Raw genomic sequence first — 16,581 nt, forward strand, 5'->3', positions numbered from 1 at the left:
GGCTGCCATGAAGGAGCGTTCCGCCTTGCCGAACGGCCCAGCATCGGGCGACGTTGCCGTCCCTCCGGGCGCGCGCGCCATGCTGCTCGATACTGCCAGCGCGATCATGCGCGACGGCGATGTGGTCGACATCTCGCTGTCCGAACTGTCGCTGCGGTCCGGGCTTAACTCGGCGCTGGTGAAGTACTATTTCGGCAACAAGGCGGGGCTTCTGAAGGCGCTGCTCGACCGCGACTGGCAGGCCATCGTCAGCAGCGTCGACGCGTTGGTAGCCAAGGACGAGTGGGAGCCGGAGGCCAAGCTGCGGCGGCACTTGTGGAAGGTTGTCGACACTTTCTACGAGGTGCCTTACCTCAACCGCCTGACCATGCGGATGGTGCGCGAGAGCGACGACACCGAGGCGCGGCGGATTGCCGACTGCTACCTCTCACCGATCTACCGCGCTTACGAGCAGCTGATCGGTGACGGCGTGAAGGCGGGCGTGTTCCGCGAGATAGACCCGCAGCTGTTCTACTTCACCGTCACCGGGGCGGTGGACCGCTTCTTTTCGGCGCGGCTGGTGCTCAAGCATTGTTTCGATCAGGATTCGCTGACGGAAGAACTGCGCGACCGCTACCGCGAACACACCATCGACATCATCATGGCGGGGATCCTTGCGCGCTGAGTTTGGCCAAAGCTGGCTGCTGCGGATCCGCGGCGCTGTTGCCGACCGCGTGCCGGCCTGACAGGGGGGCTGCATGGCCCGAAAAAAGCGCTACCTCACCGCGACGATGCCGGATGGCTACGTCAAGACGATCGGCCCCACCGGCGATCCCCTCACGCATTACTGGCGCGTGGTGGCGCAGTTGCAGAACGGCAAGACCGAAGTGTTCTGGGGCCATGCACGCTCGCTGGCGGAAGCGAAGAAGAAGCGTGCTGCCCTGGACGACGCGGCGCGAATGCGCGGCTGGACGAGTTTCGTGTTCGAAGTCGTCGATCTGGTGGAAACGCCCGTTTAGGCGCGCGGCCCGTGATCGTCAGCCCGGCTTGGCCGGGTGCGGATCTCCCCCGGAGAAGGCGTCGCCGATCGAGCAGGCCGCCGGACCAAGGATGACCACGAAGAGTGTGGGCAGGATGAACAGGATCAGCGGCACGGTCATGATCGCAGGCAGGCGCGCGGCCTTTTCCTCGGCGCGCATCATGCGTTCGTTACGGAATTCCGCCGAGAGCACGCGCAGCGCCGAGGCGAGCGGGGTGCCGTAGCGTTCGGTCTGCACCATGGTGGTGACGACGCCCTTCACCGCTTCCAGATTGACGCGGTAGGCGAGGTTCTCGAACGCCTGCCTGCGTTCGTGGAGGAACGACAGTTCGATCGAGGTCATCGAGAATTCGTCACCCAGTTCCGGGTAGGCACGGCCCAGTTCGCGCGACACGCGCTCGAAGGCGGCGTCGACGGTGAGGCCGGCTTCGGCGCAGATCACCAGAAGGTCGAGCGCATCGGGCAAACCCTTGCGGATCGCATCGGTACGCTTGGTGATCAGGTTCTTGATGAAGACATCCGGGCCCTTGTAGCCTGCCAGGACCATGGCCGCGAAGGCCATGAACTTCTTGAAGGAACTCCATTCCGGGAAGTAGTCGATCGCGTAGATTACCAGTGCGGCCAGGCCGCCCAGCACGATCGGCGCGACAAGGCGCGCGAAGACGACCGCGACGGCCCACTCCTTGTTGCGGATGCCCGCCTGGGCCAGCTTCTGCTGGATCTCCTTGATCTGGCTGTCCTGGAGCATCTTGGCGCCGCCCAGAAACGCGCCCATCTTGTCGGTGGTGTCGTTGCGGCGCACCAGGCTCTGGCGCTTGCGGGCAGTCGTGGCGAGGCCCAGCTTGAGAGCTTCGCGGCGCTGGTTGAGCGCCTTGACGCGCTTTGCCATCGGATCGCGGATGGTGATCGCCGAATAGATCGCGAGGATCACCGCGGCAGCAGCAACCAGCGATAGCAGGGTGCCGACGAGGGTGACGTCGAAGCCGAGGAGGGTGGGACCAGCGGGTTGGTCGAGCATGGGTGTTGTCCTGCCTTCTCGATCAGATTTCGAAGCTGACCATCTTGGCCATGATGAAGGCGCCGATACCCATCCAGATCGCGCCGCCCATACCGGCGACCATCAGGCGTTCGTCGACCATGAATTCACCGATATACTTGGGGTTCACCCAGTAGATCATGATGGTGACGATGAAGGGCAGCGAGCCGACGATATAGGCCGAGGCCTTGGATTCCGAGCTCATCGCGCGGATCTTGAGCTTCATCTGCGCACGCTTGCGCAGCACGTCGGAAAGATTCGCCAGCGTCTCGGCGAGGTTGCCGCCGGTTTCGCGCTGGATCGCCAGGGTGATGCAGAAGAAGTTGAACTCGGAAATGCCAAGCCGGTCGGCGGTTTCCTGGAGGGCGTCCTCCATGGTCTTGCCCACTTTCATACGGTCGGTGACGAGCTTGAACTCTTCACCCACGGGGCCGGGGACTTCCTGCGAGACGATCGTGAGCGTTTCGGAGACCGGCAGGCCCGAGCGCAGGCCGCGCACGAGCAGGTCAATGGCGTCGGCGAACTTGATGGTGAAGGCGTTGGTGCGCTTCTTGACGAAAAAATTCAGCACCATGTGTGGCAGGCCGGCGCCCACGAAGGCGCCGAATGCCAGGGCGAGGAACAGTGCTCCAGTCTTCAGGAACAGCAGCAGCGCGATGGCGCCACCCAAGCCGACAGAGCCGTAAAGGTACTGTTTGATCGTCCACTTCTTGCCCGAGCGGTCCAGGCGCAGCGCCAGCGCTTCCGTTCGCGAGCCGGAGCCGGCGATGTGGTGCCCCTTGGGCTTGCGAGCGGCCACGGCCCTGCGCATCTGCGCCTCGAGCCGGTCCTTGCCGTCCGCCGAGTGCCGCAAACGCACCGATTTCAGGCGGCGCGTCGATTCCTTGTCCGGCGACGGCCCTGAAAAAGCTGCCCAGAGCAGCAGCAGCACGCCGGAAAGGCCCGCTGCGACCGTGATGAGCTGGAGAAAGTTCATAGCCTTGCCGTGCCTTTACGCCCGAGCCTGCCGGCGGTGCATCACTGCGCCGCGGCCTGCGCCTTCTTCTTCGCCTTGGGCATCATCGACTTAAAGTCGATCTTGCCCAACAGCGATGTCTTGGGAGCCGAAACGATGTGATCGTCGCCGGTATCGGCGATAGTCCGGGCCAGATCACGCATCACCGACCCGGCCTTGCTGGCGCGGTTGGCGTCGGCGAAGGTCTGGCCCAGCTTCGCGGCCATCGAGGCGGCCTTGAGATCGTAGGGGATCAGGAAGTCGATCCTGGTCTCGATCGAAGCCTCGAAATCGGCCTTGCTGATCTCGGCCAGCGCGGTCTGCACCTTGTTGGCGACGATGATGATACGGGTCTGGGGGGCATTGCCCTTGAACCACGACAGCATGCGGATCGTGTCGCGCGCCGAGGCCAGCGTCATCTCGGTCACGAGGACCACCACGTTCAGGTTCGCGACCAATTGCGGGAAGTTGATCAGCATGTTGCGCGGCATGTCGATGACGGTCATCTCGAAGGCGGAACGGAATTCCTCCTCGAGCTGTATGAAAGCCGTGCCGTCGGTCATCAGCGGGGTGTTGATCGGGGCCTCGGCGGAAAGGATCGCGAGGTTGTCGTTCGCGCGGATCATCGCGCGTTCGATGAACAGGCCGTCGATGCGGCTGGGGTTCTCGATCGCATCGGTAAGGCCGCGGCCCGGCTCCAGATCGAGGCACAGCGCGCCCGTGCCGAAGTGGATGTCGAGATCCAGCAGCGCGGTCGGCAGCTTGTGGTCGGCGCTGAACAGCCAGGCGAGCGAGGTCGCCAGGGTGGACGCGCCGACGCCGCCGCGCGTGCCGATAACGGCGGTCGAGATGTGCTGCTTGGAAGCGGCGGCATCATGAACGCGCGGCGCCGCGAATGTGGCCTGAGCATGGGCCAGCGAATCGCGCACATGCGAGGGTTGCAGCGGCTTGAGCAGATAGTCGTGGATGCCGCTGGCGATGAGATCGCGGTAAAGACGCACGTCGTTGACCTGGCCCACCGCGACGACGACCGTCCCCGGCTCGCACACTTCGGCCAAAGCGTTGATGTCGCTCAGCGGATCGCCGCTTTCCGAAAGGTCGACCAGCAGAATGTTGGGACTGGCGGTGATCGACAGCGACTGTACGGCGCTACGCAGACCGCCTTTGTTGCACTTTTCGGAATGCCAGCCGAGGTCGGTGGCAAGGGTGCGCACCACGTCGAGCGAGGCATCGTCGCACAGGAATGCCGCGAACTGATCGCGGCCGCCGGGGCCACCGGATTTCCAGGGTGCGTTCATGGCTCAGTTCCCCTTGGTGCCGGTCTGGGAGATGGCGCTGCCCTGGCCGGTCGTAGGTGCGTTGCGATAGGCGTCGATGGCCTTGTTCGAAGTCGTCACCACCGTGATGCCGGTATCCCGGCTGCCGTGGATCAGGTCCTCGGGGTTGGCGACCATCGCCGCGACGTTGGCGTTGGTCGCACAGCCAAAGTTGGTGGACAGGCCGTTGGTCGGATTGGCGTCGCTGTTCGCGGACCAGTCCGGGCAGCCGGCCACGGTCGCCTTGAAGCGGGTTATGAACACGCGGGCAGTGCCCGGCGCCACGTAGCCGGCGCTTTGCGGCGTCTGATCGCTGAGGAAGATGCCGTAGCGCGAGGCGACGGCTTCGACCGCACCGCGCGTCGCCGGGTTGGCGGCGGGATCGTCGACATAGACACGGTCGCCGTACTTGAGGCCCATGGCTTCGAACCAGCCGGAAAGGCGGCCCTGTTCGCCATAGGCTAGGCCGCTGCCATTGCCGCCGCCCGTGGTCAGGTCGAGCGTGTAGTCGGCCCTCTCGACCACCGGCTGGTGGACCGATTCCATCGAACGGTTGGACGGGATACCGCCGCAGCCTGCAAGGGCCAGAGCCAGCATGGGCGCGAGGATAAGCCCAGCGGAAGAAAATGTGCGGTGTCGCATGGAGTTCACCTTTTTCACTTCAGGCTGAAGCCGGGCTTGGCGGTATCGCCCGATGTGGTGCGTGACGGGGCCTTGCTTTCGGCCGCTCCGACGCTGGGGACGGTGGAAGAGGGGGCCTGCGTCGGGCCGGAACGCTTGGCGCCGCTGACACCGTCGCTACCCATGTTGCCCAGCAGGCGCTGGAGTTCATTGGGCGAATTGAAGCCGTCGGTCGGCAGCGCGATCTGCGAGCCGTCCACCGGGTTGACGAGGTAGGGCGTCACCACGATCACCAGTTCGGTTTCGCCGCGCCGGTAGCCGGTGGAACGGAACAGCGAGCCGAGGATCGGCAGATCGCCGGCGCCAGGCATCTTCTGGATCGAGTTGGCGGTGTTGTTGCTCAGCAGGCCGGCGATCATGAAGCTCTGGCCGGAGCCGAGTTCCACGGTCGTTTCGGTGCGGCGCACGGTCAGAGCCGGGATCGTGTAGCCTCCCAGCGAAACAGCACCTTCGGTCGACAGTTCCGACACTTCCGGGCGCACGCGCATGGAGATGCGACCATTGGCCAGCACGGTGGGGGTGTAGCTGAGGCTGACGCCGTACTTGCGGTATTCCACCGAGGTGGCGCCTAAACCCTGGCTGATGGGGATCGGATATTCGCCGCCGGCGAGGAAGTCGGCGGTTTCCCCCGAAAGCGCGGTGAGGTTGGGCTGCGCCAACGTGCTGACGAGGCCGATGGTCTCACCCGCGTCGAGCGCGCCCAGCAGGTTCAGGCCCAGCAGCTTCCCGGCAAAGCCGAGGGTCGTGCCCGTCGCCGTTGCGCTAACGTCGGAGCCGGGGAGGCTGGCGAGTTCACCGGTGAGCGGGTCGATCCCGACCTGGCTGGTAGCGCCTGTGCCCACGCCGAGGACGCGGCCCGTGTTGAACTGAGTGCCGATCGCGCCGCCCTGGCCCACACCGAACTTGAAGCCACCCGTTGAGTCCAGCGTCGCCAGCTTGACGCTCAGCGACTTCACCAGCGAGCGTCTGACTTCGGCGATGCGCACCTGCAGGTTGACCTGTAGCGGCGTTGCCATGCGCAGGCGGCTGATGACGTTCGCATCCTTGCCGGAAAAGGCTTTGACGAGGCGCTCGGCCTCGGCCGCGTCTTCCGGGTTACGCACGGTTCCGGTCAGCAGAAACGTGCTGGAACCCATTGTGGAAACCGCGATCTTCGCCTCGGGCATCGCCAGGCGCAGCATGGAATCGACGCTGTCGAGGTTGGAGCCGACGCGAACCGTACCGGACCAGACCACGGCGCCCGCAGCATTGCTGGCATAGACGGTGGTGGTGCCGCCGCCCTTCCCGAAGATGTAGAGCTGGCGGGCCGACTTCACCTGCACGTCCGCAACCGACTCGTTGGCGACGAACACGTCGGTCATGGCGCCCGCCACGGTGACGAGTTGGCCGTTGCCGATCGACAGCGTGACGTCCTGCACCGGGCGCACGACCGAAGGGCTTGCCGACTGGGCGCCCGCCGGCGCGGCGATGCCGGCGGCCAGGGGCGTGATCGCGCAGGCGGCGACCAATATGCTCTTGAGAAGAACGGGCTTCATCGTGGTGCCCCCAAAGGCGGTGAAACGGGCGGCAGAAGGCCGCTGCATGTGGCGAATGGTCATCACGGCTTGCCCACGGGCTCCTCGGTGGTTTCCTTGCCGCGCGTGACGCGTACCACCGGTCCGCTTCGCACCGGCTGGCCGCTTGCAGAGACAACCTGAGGAGCGGGGCCGGACACGGGGGCTGGCGCGGAGGCCGTCGGCATGGTCGAGCGCTGGAAGCGCGAGACGTCGCCGCCGGTGACGTAAGTGGTGTTGCCTTCGAGCGGCTTGCCCATCGCCTGCTTCATCAGCGATTCTTCCTGCTCGCGCGTGGCGCCTTCGGGAACCTTGACGTCGCCGTTGGCGAGGATGCGTTCGAATTCGCCCTGGTTGTCGGCGATGGCGCGCAGCGACAGGCTGATCTCGCCGATCTCCTGCGCGACGGCGACCTTTTCGGCGATGCGCGGAGTGACTTCGAGGGTGACGGTGCGAAAGGCGTGAACCACGGTCTTGCCGTCGACGACTTCGCTGTCGGTGGCCTGATCGGTGGCGAGCACGCGCAGGTTGCGCAGGATCGTCTCGGCGGTGCGCAGCGAATCGCCGCTGCCTTCGCCCTTCACGTCCTGGGTGAGCATGAGGTCGACGCGGTCGCCAGGGAACACGAAGCCGCCTACGCCGGTCTTGGCGGAAACGGGGATGGTGATGGCGCGCATGCCGGGGGCGAGGGCAGCGGCGAGGAAGCCGCGGTCACCGGGAGCGACGAGCGAACCTTGGGTGAGCGGCTGGCCAGCCGTGATCGGGAAGCGCACCACGGTGCCGAGCAGCTTGGACATGTCGGCCTCGCCCTCGATGTAGTAGGCGTCCTTCACCAGCTCGTCGGGCCATCCCTGGAAGGACACCGAATCGGCGGTGATGATCGTGCCGACCGGCAGCGCGCGCTGGGCGACAAGGACCTTGGGGCCCTTGGGCTGCGCGGCCACGGCTTCGGCCTGCGGCGCGGCGCCGCCTGCGAACATCGACCTTGCTGCAAATGCGGTGAATGCTGCGATGAGCAGCGCCACTGCGAGCAGCACCACCTTCTTCCTGTCCATGGCTGGATAAGCCCCTTGAAAAACCCCGAATCTCAGCAAGCCTTATCGGGTAAATTGGTTAAGAACGGGTTCACCCCGTTGAGCCGCGCGTCAGGCCGCGAAGCGGGCCGCCGCAAGCGTTTGCGCGCCCATGACCCAGAGCCCGGCGGCGGCGATGGCAATGCCGTAAGGAATTTCGAGCCGCGACTTCTGGCGGCGCATCATGTGGCGCAGGCCCGCCATGAACAGCGTCAGGGCAACGATCACGCCCAGCATCAGCGCCCAGACACCCGGCAGCCGGTCGAACAGGGCCGAGACGGTTTCGCCGCTGACGATCGGACGGCCGGTCGCCACGGCGAACACCACGGCGCAGGCGCCCCATACCCATGCCAGCGCGGCCACTACGGCAAGGGCGTCGCGCACCGATTCGCCGGGCTCGCGCTTCATGTTGAGGGCGGCCATCGCAATCGAACCGCCGCCGCCCAGAAGCGCCATCAGCACCACCAGGTCCCAGAAGCTGGACGGCGTGAACCACAGCGCCAGCGCGCCCAGCAGCTTCACGTCGCCTCCGCCCATCTGTCCGGCGATGAACAGCAGGCAGGCCACCGCGAAAGTCACGGCGGCAAGGGTAAGCTGGAGCGCGATGTCGAGCGGGCCAAGACCCATCGCCAGCCACCACAGCGGCGCGGCCAGGGCGATGGTCGTATTGAGCCAGTTGTTGATCTCGCGCCGGCGCAGGTCGGTCAGCGCTGCGGTTAGCAGCGCCGTTGCCAATGCGGCCAGCAGCAGATACGAAAAAACGGCGCCCGTCATGCGATTGTCCCTTTGGATCGGGATCTCTGTACTCCGGGCACCACTACCAAATAGTAACCAAGATCGCCCTCCGCCCGCGTGACCCCCTTTTCAGCGATATTCCCGAAGTGACATCCGCCATCGAGACCATCCTCCAGTCCGCAGCCCCTTCATCCGCAGCCCGGCGCGCGATCCCGCCCGAGGCGGTCGAATCGCGCTGGTCGCTGCCTGATGGCCACGCGCTGCGCCGGATCGACTGGCCGGTCCTCACTGAGGGACAGCGGCGCGGTTCGATCCTGTTCATGCCGGGCCGGGGCGATGCTTACGAGAAGTGGCTGGAGACGCTGGACGGCTGGCACCGCGAAGGCTGGCAGGTGACCTCGGCGGACTGGCGCGGGCAGGGCGGGTCGGGCCGGCTGGGCCGCGATGCGACGACCGGGCATGTGTCCGACTTCTCGGTCTGGGTGGATGATTATGCCGCGCTTTTCGCGGACTGGGCGGCCAGCACGCCGGGGCCTCATGTGGCCGTGGGGCATTCGATGGGCGGGCATCTCGTTCTGCGCGCGGTCGCACAAGGGGCGGTGAAGCCCGATGCAGTGGTCCTGTCCGCGCCGATGCTGGGCATTCATCCGGCCTGGATTCCCGCCAGCGTCCTGCACCCCGTCGCGCGCGGGATCGTCGCGCTGGGCGATCCGAGCCGTCCTGCATGGAAGGGCGGCGAGAAACCCGGCGCCGGCCCTCGTGCGCGCAGCCTGCTGCTGACCCATGACGACGGTCGCTACGACGACGAGGAGTGGTGGCGCCGCGCGCGACCCGCGATCGCCATGGGTCCGGCAAGCTGGGGCTGGGTGGAGCGCGGCCTTGCCTCGATGCACATGCTGGAACGCCCCGGCGTGCTGGAGGCGGTCACCGTGCCGGTGCTGCTGCTGGGCACCAGTATCGACGCGCTTGTTTCCTGGCCCGCGATTCGCCGTGCCGCCGCGCGTCTGCCGCAAGGCGAACTGGTCTCGTTCGGCAGCGAGTGCCGCCATGAGATCCTGCGCGAAGTCGACCCCGTGAGGGACCGCGCTCTGGACGCCATCAAGCACTTCCTGAACCGGCACGCCCCCGCTAGGGGCTGAGCGCAATGGATGCAGCGTTCGATATCGTCATCGTCGGTGCCGGAATGGCCGGCGCTTCGCTCGCCGCCGCGATCGGTGCGCGGGGCGATGCGCGCATCCTGCTGGTCGAGGCGGAGGAACGCCCCGGCCATCACGCCACCGGCCGCTCCGCAGCATTCTGGACCGAAAGCTACGGCGGCCCCGGCGTACAGCCGCTGACCACGGCCTCGGGGCCGGTCCTGCGGGATCTCGGCGTGCTGACACCGCGCGGGGCGCTGACCATCGGCCGCGCCGGGCAGGAGGATGACGTTGCTGCCTTCGCCGCGCGATACCGCGCCGTTGGCGTCGAAATCGAACTGCTGGACCGCGCCGGCCTTGAAGTCCGCGTGCCGAACCTGCGCGCGGACTGGACCAGCGGCGCGTTTGAGCCCAGCACCTGCGACATCGACGTCGCCGCGCTGCACCAGCACTACCTGGCGCAGGCGCACCGTCAGGGCGCGCAGCTATGGTGCCGCGCCGGGCTGCTGGGGGCCGAGCGCACCGCTTCGGGCTGGATGCTGGCTCTGGCGGACGGGCGCTGTGTTGCTGCGGGCGTGCTGGTGAATGCCGCCGGGGCCTGGGCCGATGCGGTGGCACGGCTGGCAGGGCTGGGCCCGCTGGGCATCGCGGCCTATCGCCGCACCGTGGCCCAGATCGCGGTCGACGGGCCGGTGCCAGGCGATCTGCCACTGGTGCTGGACGTGGCGGGCCGCTTCTACTTCAAGCCGGAGAGCGGCCGCCTCTGGCTCAGCCCACATGACGAGACGCCCAGCGCGCCCTGCGATGCCGCGCCCGAGGAGATCGATGTGGCACTGGCGGTCGACCGTTTCGAGCAGGTGGTCGACTGGCCGGTCCGCCGCGTGGAGCACCGCTGGGCGGGCCTGCGCTCCTTCGCGCCCGACCGGCTGCCGGTATACGGTTTCGCCCCGCAGGACGCGGCGTTCTTCTGGTTTGCGGGGCAGGGCGGCTTCGGCATCCAGACCGCGCCAGCCGCCGCCGATCTCGCCGCGCGGCTGCTGACGCGCGCGGGCCCCGGCGCGGTCGACCCAGCAGCTTATGCGCCCGCTCGGTTCACCTGAAAAACGCTTGAGGAGCCTTTAGCACACTTGCATCGCGGCGCGGTGCTTGCTCATCTCTGGGCCTGGGAACAAACCCTTGGGAGAGTCGTGATGGCCCACCGTTTCGAAATCCGCAAAAACAAGGCCGGCGAGTTCGTCGCCTACTTCTGCCACAACTCCGAAACCATGTTCTGGACCGAAGGCTATTCGAGCAAGGCGGGTGCGAAAAACGCGATCGAATCGATCAAGAAGAATGGCCCGCCCGCAGACGTGGTCGATACCACCACGGATTGACGCTCACTCTGTGTTGCCGGCATCCGGGGTCTGCGCCGGGGCTTTGCGCCCCGGAGCCAGGAAGTGCCACGTCAGCAGCACCGGTTCGAGCACGGCCATGCCCACGAACACGCTGACAAGGCGCTGTATCGCCGGGCCGATCCGCGCGTCGGCGTAGCTGTCGGGCACCAGCACGACCAGCACCGCCAGCGTGAACTGCAGGCCCAGATAGGTCACCCGGGGAAGGCCGTTCTCGATGTGGCGGCCGATGACGATGCCGATGCAGGTCCCCGCGATAAGCACCGGCGCGCTCCCCTGCGCCAGTAGCAGCACGGCAAGGGCCAGCGCGCCGCCGGCCATGCAGCCCAGCGCGCGGTGGAGCAGGCGGCGCGATACCGGAACGAAACCGCTGGCACCGATCCCGGCGACGGGCACGATCATCACCGCCATGATGGTGACCGCGGCCTGCGGCAACTCGGGCAAATCGAACAGTGCATGCAGCAGCGGCAACACGGCAATGGCCAGCCCCGCCTGCGCGGCATGGCGGGCCGCATGGGGCTGCCAGCGCATCCGGGCAGGCGCGGGCTTGCGGTCCGCCCACCAGCGCTTGCCCGCCAGCGCGCCCGCCGTCAGGCTGACGATGGTACAGGCGATGGTGCCTGCGATCACTTCCAGCAGCCGGGTCTGGGCGAAGCCGATAGTGTCGAGGTCGGGGCGGTCGATCTTGTCGAGCAGGATCATCTCGAAGGTCAGGCCGAACAGCAGCCAGGCATAAGCCCGCCGCGCGGTGAGCATGCCGTATAGCCCCACCGCACCCACCAGTGCGGCGGCGATCATCGAGAGCGGCAGCGAACGCGCCGCATATGGCACAACCGCCAGCGCAAGGCCTGAACCCAGAGCGGTGCCGGCGATGCGCATGACGCCGCGCAGCAGTGTTTCGGAAACGTCGCTCTTAAGCAGGACGAAGGCGCTGAACGCGGCCCATGATACCATGCCCGCGCCCATCGCATGGGCCAGCACGATTGCCAGCATCACCGAGGCCACGCAGGCCCATTCGTCCGCCATGCGCGGGCCGGGAGTGACCAGAGCGCTTAGTTCGGTGCGCAGGCTGTCCTTGAGGGGCGCTTGCAAATTCCCTCCACAGGGCGATTCGTCAACGAGGGTAGTCTCTATAAGCCGGTTCTACGCCGCAGCCTTCGCCGCATCGCTCGCGAGTTTGTCGACGCGCTCGTTCTCGACGTGGCCGCTATGGCCGCGTACCCATTGCCATTCGACCTTGTGGCGGCCCGATGCCTCGATCAGGTCGTGCCACAGGTCGGCATTGCGCACCGGCTGCTTGCTGGAATTGATCCAGCCCTTCTTTTTCCAGCCGTGGACCCACTTGGTGATCCCGTCGATTACGTACTTGCTGTCGGTGTGGAGGGTGACCTCGCAGGGCTCTATCAGCGCGCCCAGCGCCTTGATCGCGGCGGTCATTTCCATGCGGTTGTTGGTCGTGTCGGGCTCGCCGCCGGACATTTCCTTTTCGTGCTCACCCATGCGCAGCAATACCCCCCAGCCGCCGGGGCCGGGATTGCCCTTGCAGGCGCCGTCGGTGAAGATATCGACCTTCTTCATGAGCCGGAAATCTCCCCAAAGATGTTGGCGTTCGCCGGATCGGCATAGAATTCGAGACGCCGGGCGAAGGCCATCGGGTCCTTGGGCGTCACCAGCGCATCGGCCGGGGTGTTCAGCCAGTCGTAAGCGCGGGTGGCCAGGAAGCGCATCGCCGCGCCGCGTGCCAGCAGCGGCAGGGCGGCATGTTCGGCCGGGCTCAGCGGGCGCACGGCGCTGTAACCCGCCATCAGCGCATCGGAAAGCGCGGGCAGGAAACGAGTGCCGTCAGGGCTGAAGCACCAGGCTGCGTGAGTCACCGCAACGTCGTAGGCAAACAGATCGGTGCAGGCGAAGTAGAAATCGATGAGCCCTGTAACAGTGTCGCCCAGCATCAGGACATTGTCGGGAAACAGGTCGGCGTGGATGACGCCGCTCGGCAGATCGCGCGGCCAGCGGGCGGCGAGCAGGGCCAGTTCGCGCTCGACGATATGGCCCAGTTCCGGGTGGATCGATTCGAGCCCCTCGCGCCCGCAGTCGCGCAGCAGTTGTTGCCAGTCGGCCAGCGCCAGCGAATTGGTGCGCGAAGCCGGGAAATCGGCTGCGGCCAGATGGATCTGAGCAAGCGCCCCGCCTACCGCGCGGGCCTGCGCCGGAGTGGGTTCGGAAACCGAGACGCCCGGCAGGAACTCGATCAGCGCCAGCGCCTTGGTGCCTTCGGGCGTCTGGTGCAGGCGGTGGCTGGCGCCTTCGCTGTCATGCATGGTGCGCGGCACGGGGCAGTGCTTGGCGGCCAGATGGTCGAGCAGGTCAAGGAAGAACGGCAGTTCCGCCACTTCGGTCCGGCTCTCGTACATCGTCAGGATGAAGCGCCGCGCCGATCCGGCCGCATCCTGCGTCTCGATCAACCAGTTGCTATTGGAGACGCCCTCGGCGATGCCCTTGGCGGAAACCAGCGTGCCGACGTCGAACGCCGAGATGATGACGGCCATCTCCTCCGCGCCGAGCCGTGTGTAGACTGCCATTGTTACGCGTCCTTCAGCCAACCAGCTGGCGGGGCAGCTTGAAGGTCATGTGTTCTTTCGTGGTCACGAATTCCTCGGCCTCCACGGCGCGCAGTTCTTTGATGCGCGTAATGACTTCGTTGACCAGTTCCTCCGGAGCGGAGGCACCGGCGGTGAGGCCAATTGTATCGACCCCGTCCAGCCAGGCCGGATCGATCTCGCTCGCCCGCTGGATCAGCTGCGAGGCTGCGCCTTCGCGCTGGGCGACTTCCACGAGGCGCAGCGAGTTGGAACTGTTGGGCGCGCCGATCACCAGTACCAGCTGGCACTGCGGCGCGATCTGCTTGACGGCGGCCTGACGGTTGGACGTCGCATAGCAGATGTCCTCGGCCTTGGGCGCGATGACCTGAGGGAAGCGATCCTGGATCGCCTGGATGATCGCGGCGGTATCGTCGACCGACAGCGTGGTCTGCGATAGGTAGGAAAGCTCCGTCTCGGCATCAAATTCGAGGCGATCGACATCCTCGACCGTCTCGACGAGGGTCATGTTGCCGTCGGGGACCTGGCCGAAGGTGCCGATCACTTCCGGGTGCCCGGCGTGGCCGATGAACAGGATGTGGCGTCCAGCCTCGATCTGGCGTTCCGCCTGGCGGTGGACCTTGCTGACCAGTGGGCAGGTCGCGTCCAGCCACTCCAGACCGCGCTTGTTTGCGGCGGCGGGCACCGACTTGGGCACGCCGTGCGCGCTGAAGATCACTGGAACGCCATCAGGCACTTCGTCCAGTTCCTCGACGAAGACGGCGCCCTTGGCCTTCAGGCTGTCGACCACGAACTTGTTGTGGACGATTTCGTGGCGCACGTAGACCGGTGCCCCGTAGATCTCGATCGCGCGTTCGACGATCTCGATCGCCCGGTCGACTCCGGCACAGAAGCCGCGCGGGGCGGCAATCAGCAGGCGGATGGGCAACAGGGCCTCGGATGAGCCGATTGCGGGCGACGACGTCGTGGACGGAAAGGGCGCGTTCATAATGGGCCCTCTAGCGCTTTGCCGCTTGCATCGCTAGGGCAAGCGCACGCCATCTCAAGGAAGTGACGATGAATGCACGCCGCCTGACTGCCACTGTCCTGTGCTCCGCAGCTGCGATGTCCGCGCTGAGCGGGTGCAAGACCAAGGGGGAGATCGTGGTCGACCAGGGCGTGGGCATTACCTCGATACGCTCGAAGTGCCCGGCTGTCGGCATCCCCGAGTATACCGGCGACGTTACCCTGTTCCGCAGCGCGGGCGATCGCACCGCGCCGAACATCGACCTTGTCGCGGCGATGACCGACGTGCGCACCCAGTGCGACCAGGACGTCGGCGAAAAGGTGACCGCCAATATCGCCTTCCAGGTGCAGGCCCGCCGCAACGACACGTCCGGCGCCCGCCAGGTGACACTGCCGTACTTCGTGACCGTGCTGCAGGGCGGCAGCGCTGTCATCAGCAAGCGCGTGGGCAGCGTGACCGTGACCTTTGCCGACGGCGAACAGCGCGGACAGGTCAGCGGCAACGTCAACGCCTTCATCGACCGTGCCGCAGCCACCCTGCCGCAGGAAATCCGCGAACGGATCACCCGCAAGCGCAAGGCGGGCGACACCGATGCCGCCGTCGATCCTTTGTCGGATCCCGAAGTTAAGGCCGCCGTCGCGCGTTCCTCGTTCGAGGTGCTGGTCGGCTTCCAACTCGACGATGGCCAGCTGGCTTACAACGCCACGCGGTAAGGCCGCCGTTGCGGCCAGAGGCTATGCTTCTGGCCCGCCTTGCGTCGGTCGACGGGGGCAGGTCGCCCAGTTTTCAACCTTGATCCTCCCGCGCAGCGTCGATTGCCGCGCGGGCGGCGGCTGCCATGCGTTTGCGGTCTGCGCGGTCTTGCGGTCCCAATGGCGGCAGGAAATGCACGGTAAGTTCGACGGGGCGAAGGCGTGCAAGGATGCGAAATGCATTGTCCAGCCCCGGCTCCGAGCCGACCCATGCGATGTCCCGGCTTTCCGGGCCGTAATCCAGCCAGATCGGCTGAACCGGGATGGGAGCGGCCTCGGCATCATCCTCAAGCGCTGAAAGCAGCGAGGATTTGAATGCCAGCGTTTCATCGCCGTACGAGGTAGTGCCTTCCGGGAAGATCGTCAGGGCGCTTGCCTTGCGCAGGGCGCTGCGTACCTGATCTGCCTGGGTAGCGACGCTGCGCCGTTCGTGGCGGGCGATGAAGACGGTGTCGTTCAACCCGCACAGCCAGCGTAACGGGCCGATCTGCGCCAGCCCGTCATGCGCCACAAAAGCGCTGCCGGTAAGTCCCGCCACGGCAGGGATGTCGATCCAGCTGACGTGATTGGCAAGGAAGAAGGTGCGCCGCGCCGGATGGGTTCCGCGTACGCTCAGGCGCACACCGGCAATGGCGGCAATGCTACGCAGGAACCAGCGCGGCACAGGATTGCGCGATGCGAACGGCGCGGCGATGTAATAGAGCGCGGTGCAGGCAACCAGCATCGCGAGCATCGCCGAAAGCCGAACGGCGATCAGCGGCCAGCCCCAGGGCGCGATGCGGCCCGGAGCGGGCAGGGCCGAGGTCACCTGCGCGGCGGGGCGACGATGCTTTCCGGGCGGTCGAGCTTGACGCCGAACAGTTCCATCCGGTGATCGACAAGGCGGAAGCCCAGACGCTCGGCAATTGTGCGCTGCAGCGCTTCGAGTTCAGGGTCGACGAATTCGATCACCTGGCCGGATTCGACGTCGATCATGTGATCGTGATGGGCTTCGGGCGCGGCTTCGTAGCGGGCACGGCCATCGCCGAAATCATGACGGTCGAGAATACCGGCTTCTTCGAACAGGCGCACGGTACGGTAGACCGTGGCGATCGAAATGCCGGGGTCTATCGCGGTGGCACGTTCGTGCAGCTTCTCGACGTCTGGATGGTCGGTGCTTTCCGACAGAACCTTGGCGATCACGCGGCGTTGTTCGGTGATGCGAAGGCCGCGTTCGGCGCAGAGGGCTTCAATGTCGATGGGCTGGTGCACGATAGACCTGTAAATATGAAAGAGGCGCACCGCCGTAGATAG

The 16,581-nt window shown here is 66.2% G+C and carries 19 protein-coding genes; 6 read left to right on the forward strand and 13 right to left on the reverse strand.

Features of this window, described 5'->3' with window-relative positions; all coding sequences use genetic code 11:
• The first annotated feature begins 7 nt into the window (after positions 1-7).
• Together V474_RS00855 and V474_RS00860 are read left to right on the forward strand one after the other, a co-directional pair.
• On the forward strand, positions 8-664 hold the full coding sequence (locus tag V474_RS00855; protein WP_059149695.1) for a TetR family transcriptional regulator: 657 nt from the start codon (positions 8-10) through the stop codon (positions 662-664).
• A 73-nt stretch (positions 665-737) separates the two neighbouring features.
• Complete coding sequence (locus V474_RS00860) at positions 738-998, forward strand: hypothetical protein (protein ID WP_059149696.1); 261 nt, start codon at positions 738-740, stop codon at positions 996-998.
• 18 nt (positions 999-1,016) lie between these two features.
• On the opposite strand, the gene V474_RS00865 is transcribed toward V474_RS00860, so the two are convergent.
• The 7 genes from V474_RS00865 to V474_RS00895 all read right to left on the reverse strand — a co-directional run bounded on the left by V474_RS00865 (position 1,017) and on the right by V474_RS00895 (position 8,445).
• The gene (locus V474_RS00865; protein WP_059149697.1) at positions 1,017-2,036 is read right to left on the reverse strand and encodes a type II secretion system F family protein; all 1,020 of its coding nucleotides are present in this window, start codon (positions 2,034-2,036) and stop codon (positions 1,017-1,019) included.
• 22 nt (positions 2,037-2,058) lie between these two features.
• Entirely contained in the window at positions 2,059-3,030 is a 972-nt protein-coding gene (locus tag V474_RS00870; protein ID WP_059149698.1) for a type II secretion system F family protein, read from the reverse strand.
• Between the two features lie 41 nt (positions 3,031-3,071).
• Positions 3,072-4,346, reverse strand: a complete 1,275-nt coding sequence (locus V474_RS00875) for a P-loop NTPase family protein (protein ID WP_059149699.1) — start codon at positions 4,344-4,346, stop codon at positions 3,072-3,074.
• A gap of 3 nt (positions 4,347-4,349) precedes the next feature.
• Positions 4,350-5,006, reverse strand: a complete 657-nt coding sequence (locus V474_RS00880; protein WP_059149700.1) for a CpaD family pilus assembly protein — start codon at positions 5,004-5,006, stop codon at positions 4,350-4,352.
• A 14-nt stretch (positions 5,007-5,020) separates the two neighbouring features.
• Positions 5,021-6,628 (reverse strand): type II and III secretion system protein family protein, encoded by a 1,608-nt coding sequence (locus tag V474_RS00885; RefSeq protein WP_059150704.1) that lies wholly within the window; start codon positions 6,626-6,628, stop codon positions 5,021-5,023.
• 14 nt (positions 6,629-6,642) lie between these two features.
• Positions 6,643-7,653 (reverse strand): Flp pilus assembly protein CpaB, encoded by a 1,011-nt coding sequence (gene cpaB / locus V474_RS00890; protein ID WP_059149701.1) that lies wholly within the window; start codon positions 7,651-7,653, stop codon positions 6,643-6,645.
• 90 nt (positions 7,654-7,743) lie between these two features.
• Positions 7,744-8,445: an A24 family peptidase gene (locus V474_RS00895; protein ID WP_059149702.1), complete on the reverse strand. Its 702-nt coding sequence runs from the start codon at positions 8,443-8,445 to the stop codon at positions 7,744-7,746.
• Positions 8,446-8,552: 107 nt separating this feature from the next.
• On the opposite strand from V474_RS00895, the gene V474_RS00900 reads away from it, so the two are divergent.
• The 3 genes from V474_RS00900 to V474_RS00910 all read left to right on the forward strand — a co-directional run bounded on the left by V474_RS00900 (position 8,553) and on the right by V474_RS00910 (position 10,915).
• Positions 8,553-9,545, forward strand: a complete 993-nt coding sequence (locus V474_RS00900; protein ID WP_059149703.1) for an alpha/beta hydrolase — start codon at positions 8,553-8,555, stop codon at positions 9,543-9,545.
• A gap of 5 nt (positions 9,546-9,550) precedes the next feature.
• Positions 9,551-10,642 (forward strand): NAD(P)/FAD-dependent oxidoreductase, encoded by a 1,092-nt coding sequence (locus V474_RS00905; RefSeq protein ID WP_059149704.1) that lies wholly within the window; start codon positions 9,551-9,553, stop codon positions 10,640-10,642.
• A 90-nt stretch (positions 10,643-10,732) separates the two neighbouring features.
• Positions 10,733-10,915 carry a YegP family protein gene (locus V474_RS00910; RefSeq protein ID WP_059149705.1) on the forward strand — a complete coding sequence of 61 codons (183 nt, stop codon included), beginning with the start codon at positions 10,733-10,735 and terminating at the stop codon, positions 10,913-10,915.
• 3 nt (positions 10,916-10,918) lie between these two features.
• On the opposite strand, the gene V474_RS00915 is transcribed toward V474_RS00910, so the two are convergent.
• Genes V474_RS00915 through ispH form a run of 4 tightly spaced genes read right to left on the reverse strand, consistent with a single transcriptional unit; the run spans position 10,919 to position 14,518 of the window.
• Entirely contained in the window at positions 10,919-12,025 is a 1,107-nt protein-coding gene (locus V474_RS00915) for an FUSC family protein (RefSeq protein ID WP_236710472.1), read from the reverse strand.
• A 51-nt stretch (positions 12,026-12,076) separates the two neighbouring features.
• Positions 12,077-12,511 (reverse strand): ribonuclease HI, encoded by a 435-nt coding sequence (rnhA, locus tag V474_RS00920; protein ID WP_059149706.1) that lies wholly within the window; start codon positions 12,509-12,511, stop codon positions 12,077-12,079.
• Positions 12,508-13,512 carry a homoserine kinase gene (thrB, locus tag V474_RS00925; RefSeq protein WP_059149707.1) on the reverse strand — a complete coding sequence of 335 codons (1,005 nt, stop codon included), beginning with the start codon at positions 13,510-13,512 and terminating at the stop codon, positions 12,508-12,510. The genes rnhA and thrB overlap by 4 nt, the downstream gene beginning before the upstream one ends.
• A gap of 13 nt (positions 13,513-13,525) precedes the next feature.
• A complete protein-coding gene (gene ispH / locus V474_RS00930) occupies positions 13,526-14,518 on the reverse strand; it encodes a 4-hydroxy-3-methylbut-2-enyl diphosphate reductase (protein WP_059149708.1) in 993 nt (330 codons plus the stop codon).
• A gap of 68 nt (positions 14,519-14,586) precedes the next feature.
• Between ispH and V474_RS00935 the strand changes: the two genes are divergently transcribed.
• Positions 14,587-15,249 carry a hypothetical protein gene (locus tag V474_RS00935; RefSeq protein WP_059149709.1) on the forward strand — a complete coding sequence of 221 codons (663 nt, stop codon included), beginning with the start codon at positions 14,587-14,589 and terminating at the stop codon, positions 15,247-15,249.
• Between the two features lie 73 nt (positions 15,250-15,322).
• Here V474_RS00935 and V474_RS00940 read toward each other — a convergent pair whose 3' ends face one another.
• Positions 15,323-16,096, reverse strand: a complete 774-nt coding sequence (locus V474_RS00940) for a lysophospholipid acyltransferase family protein (protein WP_059149710.1) — start codon at positions 16,094-16,096, stop codon at positions 15,323-15,325.
• Complete coding sequence (locus tag V474_RS00945) at positions 16,093-16,539, reverse strand: Fur family transcriptional regulator (RefSeq protein WP_043976224.1); 447 nt, start codon at positions 16,537-16,539, stop codon at positions 16,093-16,095. The genes V474_RS00940 and V474_RS00945 overlap by 4 nt, the downstream gene beginning before the upstream one ends.
• Positions 16,540-16,581 lie beyond the last annotated feature (42 nt).

This window comes from Novosphingobium barchaimii LL02 (genome assembly GCF_001046635.1).
Taxonomy (GTDB): Bacteria; Pseudomonadota; Alphaproteobacteria; order Sphingomonadales; family Sphingomonadaceae; genus Novosphingobium; species Novosphingobium barchaimii.

What these genes read in the sequence shown, in the direction of transcription:
- V474_RS00855 (WP_059149695.1), top strand. Translation starts at nt 8, where the DNA reads ATGAAGGAGCGTTCCGCCTTGCCGAACGGCCCAGCATCGGGCGACGTT.
- V474_RS00860 (WP_059149696.1), top strand. Translation starts at nt 738, where the DNA reads ATGGCCCGAAAAAAGCGCTACCTCACCGCGACGATGCCGGATGGCTAC.
- V474_RS00865 (WP_059149697.1), bottom strand. Translation starts at nt 2,036, where the DNA reads ATGCTCGACCAACCCGCTGGTCCCACCCTCCTCGGCTTCGACGTCACC.
- V474_RS00870 (WP_059149698.1), bottom strand. Translation starts at nt 3,030, where the DNA reads ATGAACTTTCTCCAGCTCATCACGGTCGCAGCGGGCCTTTCCGGCGTG.
- V474_RS00875 (WP_059149699.1), bottom strand. Translation starts at nt 4,346, where the DNA reads ATGAACGCACCCTGGAAATCCGGTGGCCCCGGCGGCCGCGATCAGTTC.
- V474_RS00880 (WP_059149700.1), bottom strand. Translation starts at nt 5,006, where the DNA reads ATGCGACACCGCACATTTTCTTCCGCTGGGCTTATCCTCGCGCCCATG.
- V474_RS00885 (WP_059150704.1), bottom strand. Translation starts at nt 6,628, where the DNA reads ATGCAGCGGCCTTCTGCCGCCCGTTTCACCGCCTTTGGGGGCACCACG.
- cpaB (WP_059149701.1), bottom strand. Translation starts at nt 7,653, where the DNA reads ATGGACAGGAAGAAGGTGGTGCTGCTCGCAGTGGCGCTGCTCATCGCA.
- V474_RS00895 (WP_059149702.1), bottom strand. Translation starts at nt 8,445, where the DNA reads ATGACGGGCGCCGTTTTTTCGTATCTGCTGCTGGCCGCATTGGCAACG.
- V474_RS00905 (WP_059149704.1), top strand. Translation starts at nt 9,551, where the DNA reads ATGGATGCAGCGTTCGATATCGTCATCGTCGGTGCCGGAATGGCCGGC.
- V474_RS00910 (WP_059149705.1), top strand. Translation starts at nt 10,733, where the DNA reads ATGGCCCACCGTTTCGAAATCCGCAAAAACAAGGCCGGCGAGTTCGTC.
- rnhA (WP_059149706.1), bottom strand. Translation starts at nt 12,511, where the DNA reads ATGAAGAAGGTCGATATCTTCACCGACGGCGCCTGCAAGGGCAATCCC.
- thrB (WP_059149707.1), bottom strand. Translation starts at nt 13,512, where the DNA reads ATGGCAGTCTACACACGGCTCGGCGCGGAGGAGATGGCCGTCATCATC.
- ispH (WP_059149708.1), bottom strand. Translation starts at nt 14,518, where the DNA reads ATGAACGCGCCCTTTCCGTCCACGACGTCGTCGCCCGCAATCGGCTCA.
- V474_RS00935 (WP_059149709.1), top strand. Translation starts at nt 14,587, where the DNA reads ATGAATGCACGCCGCCTGACTGCCACTGTCCTGTGCTCCGCAGCTGCG.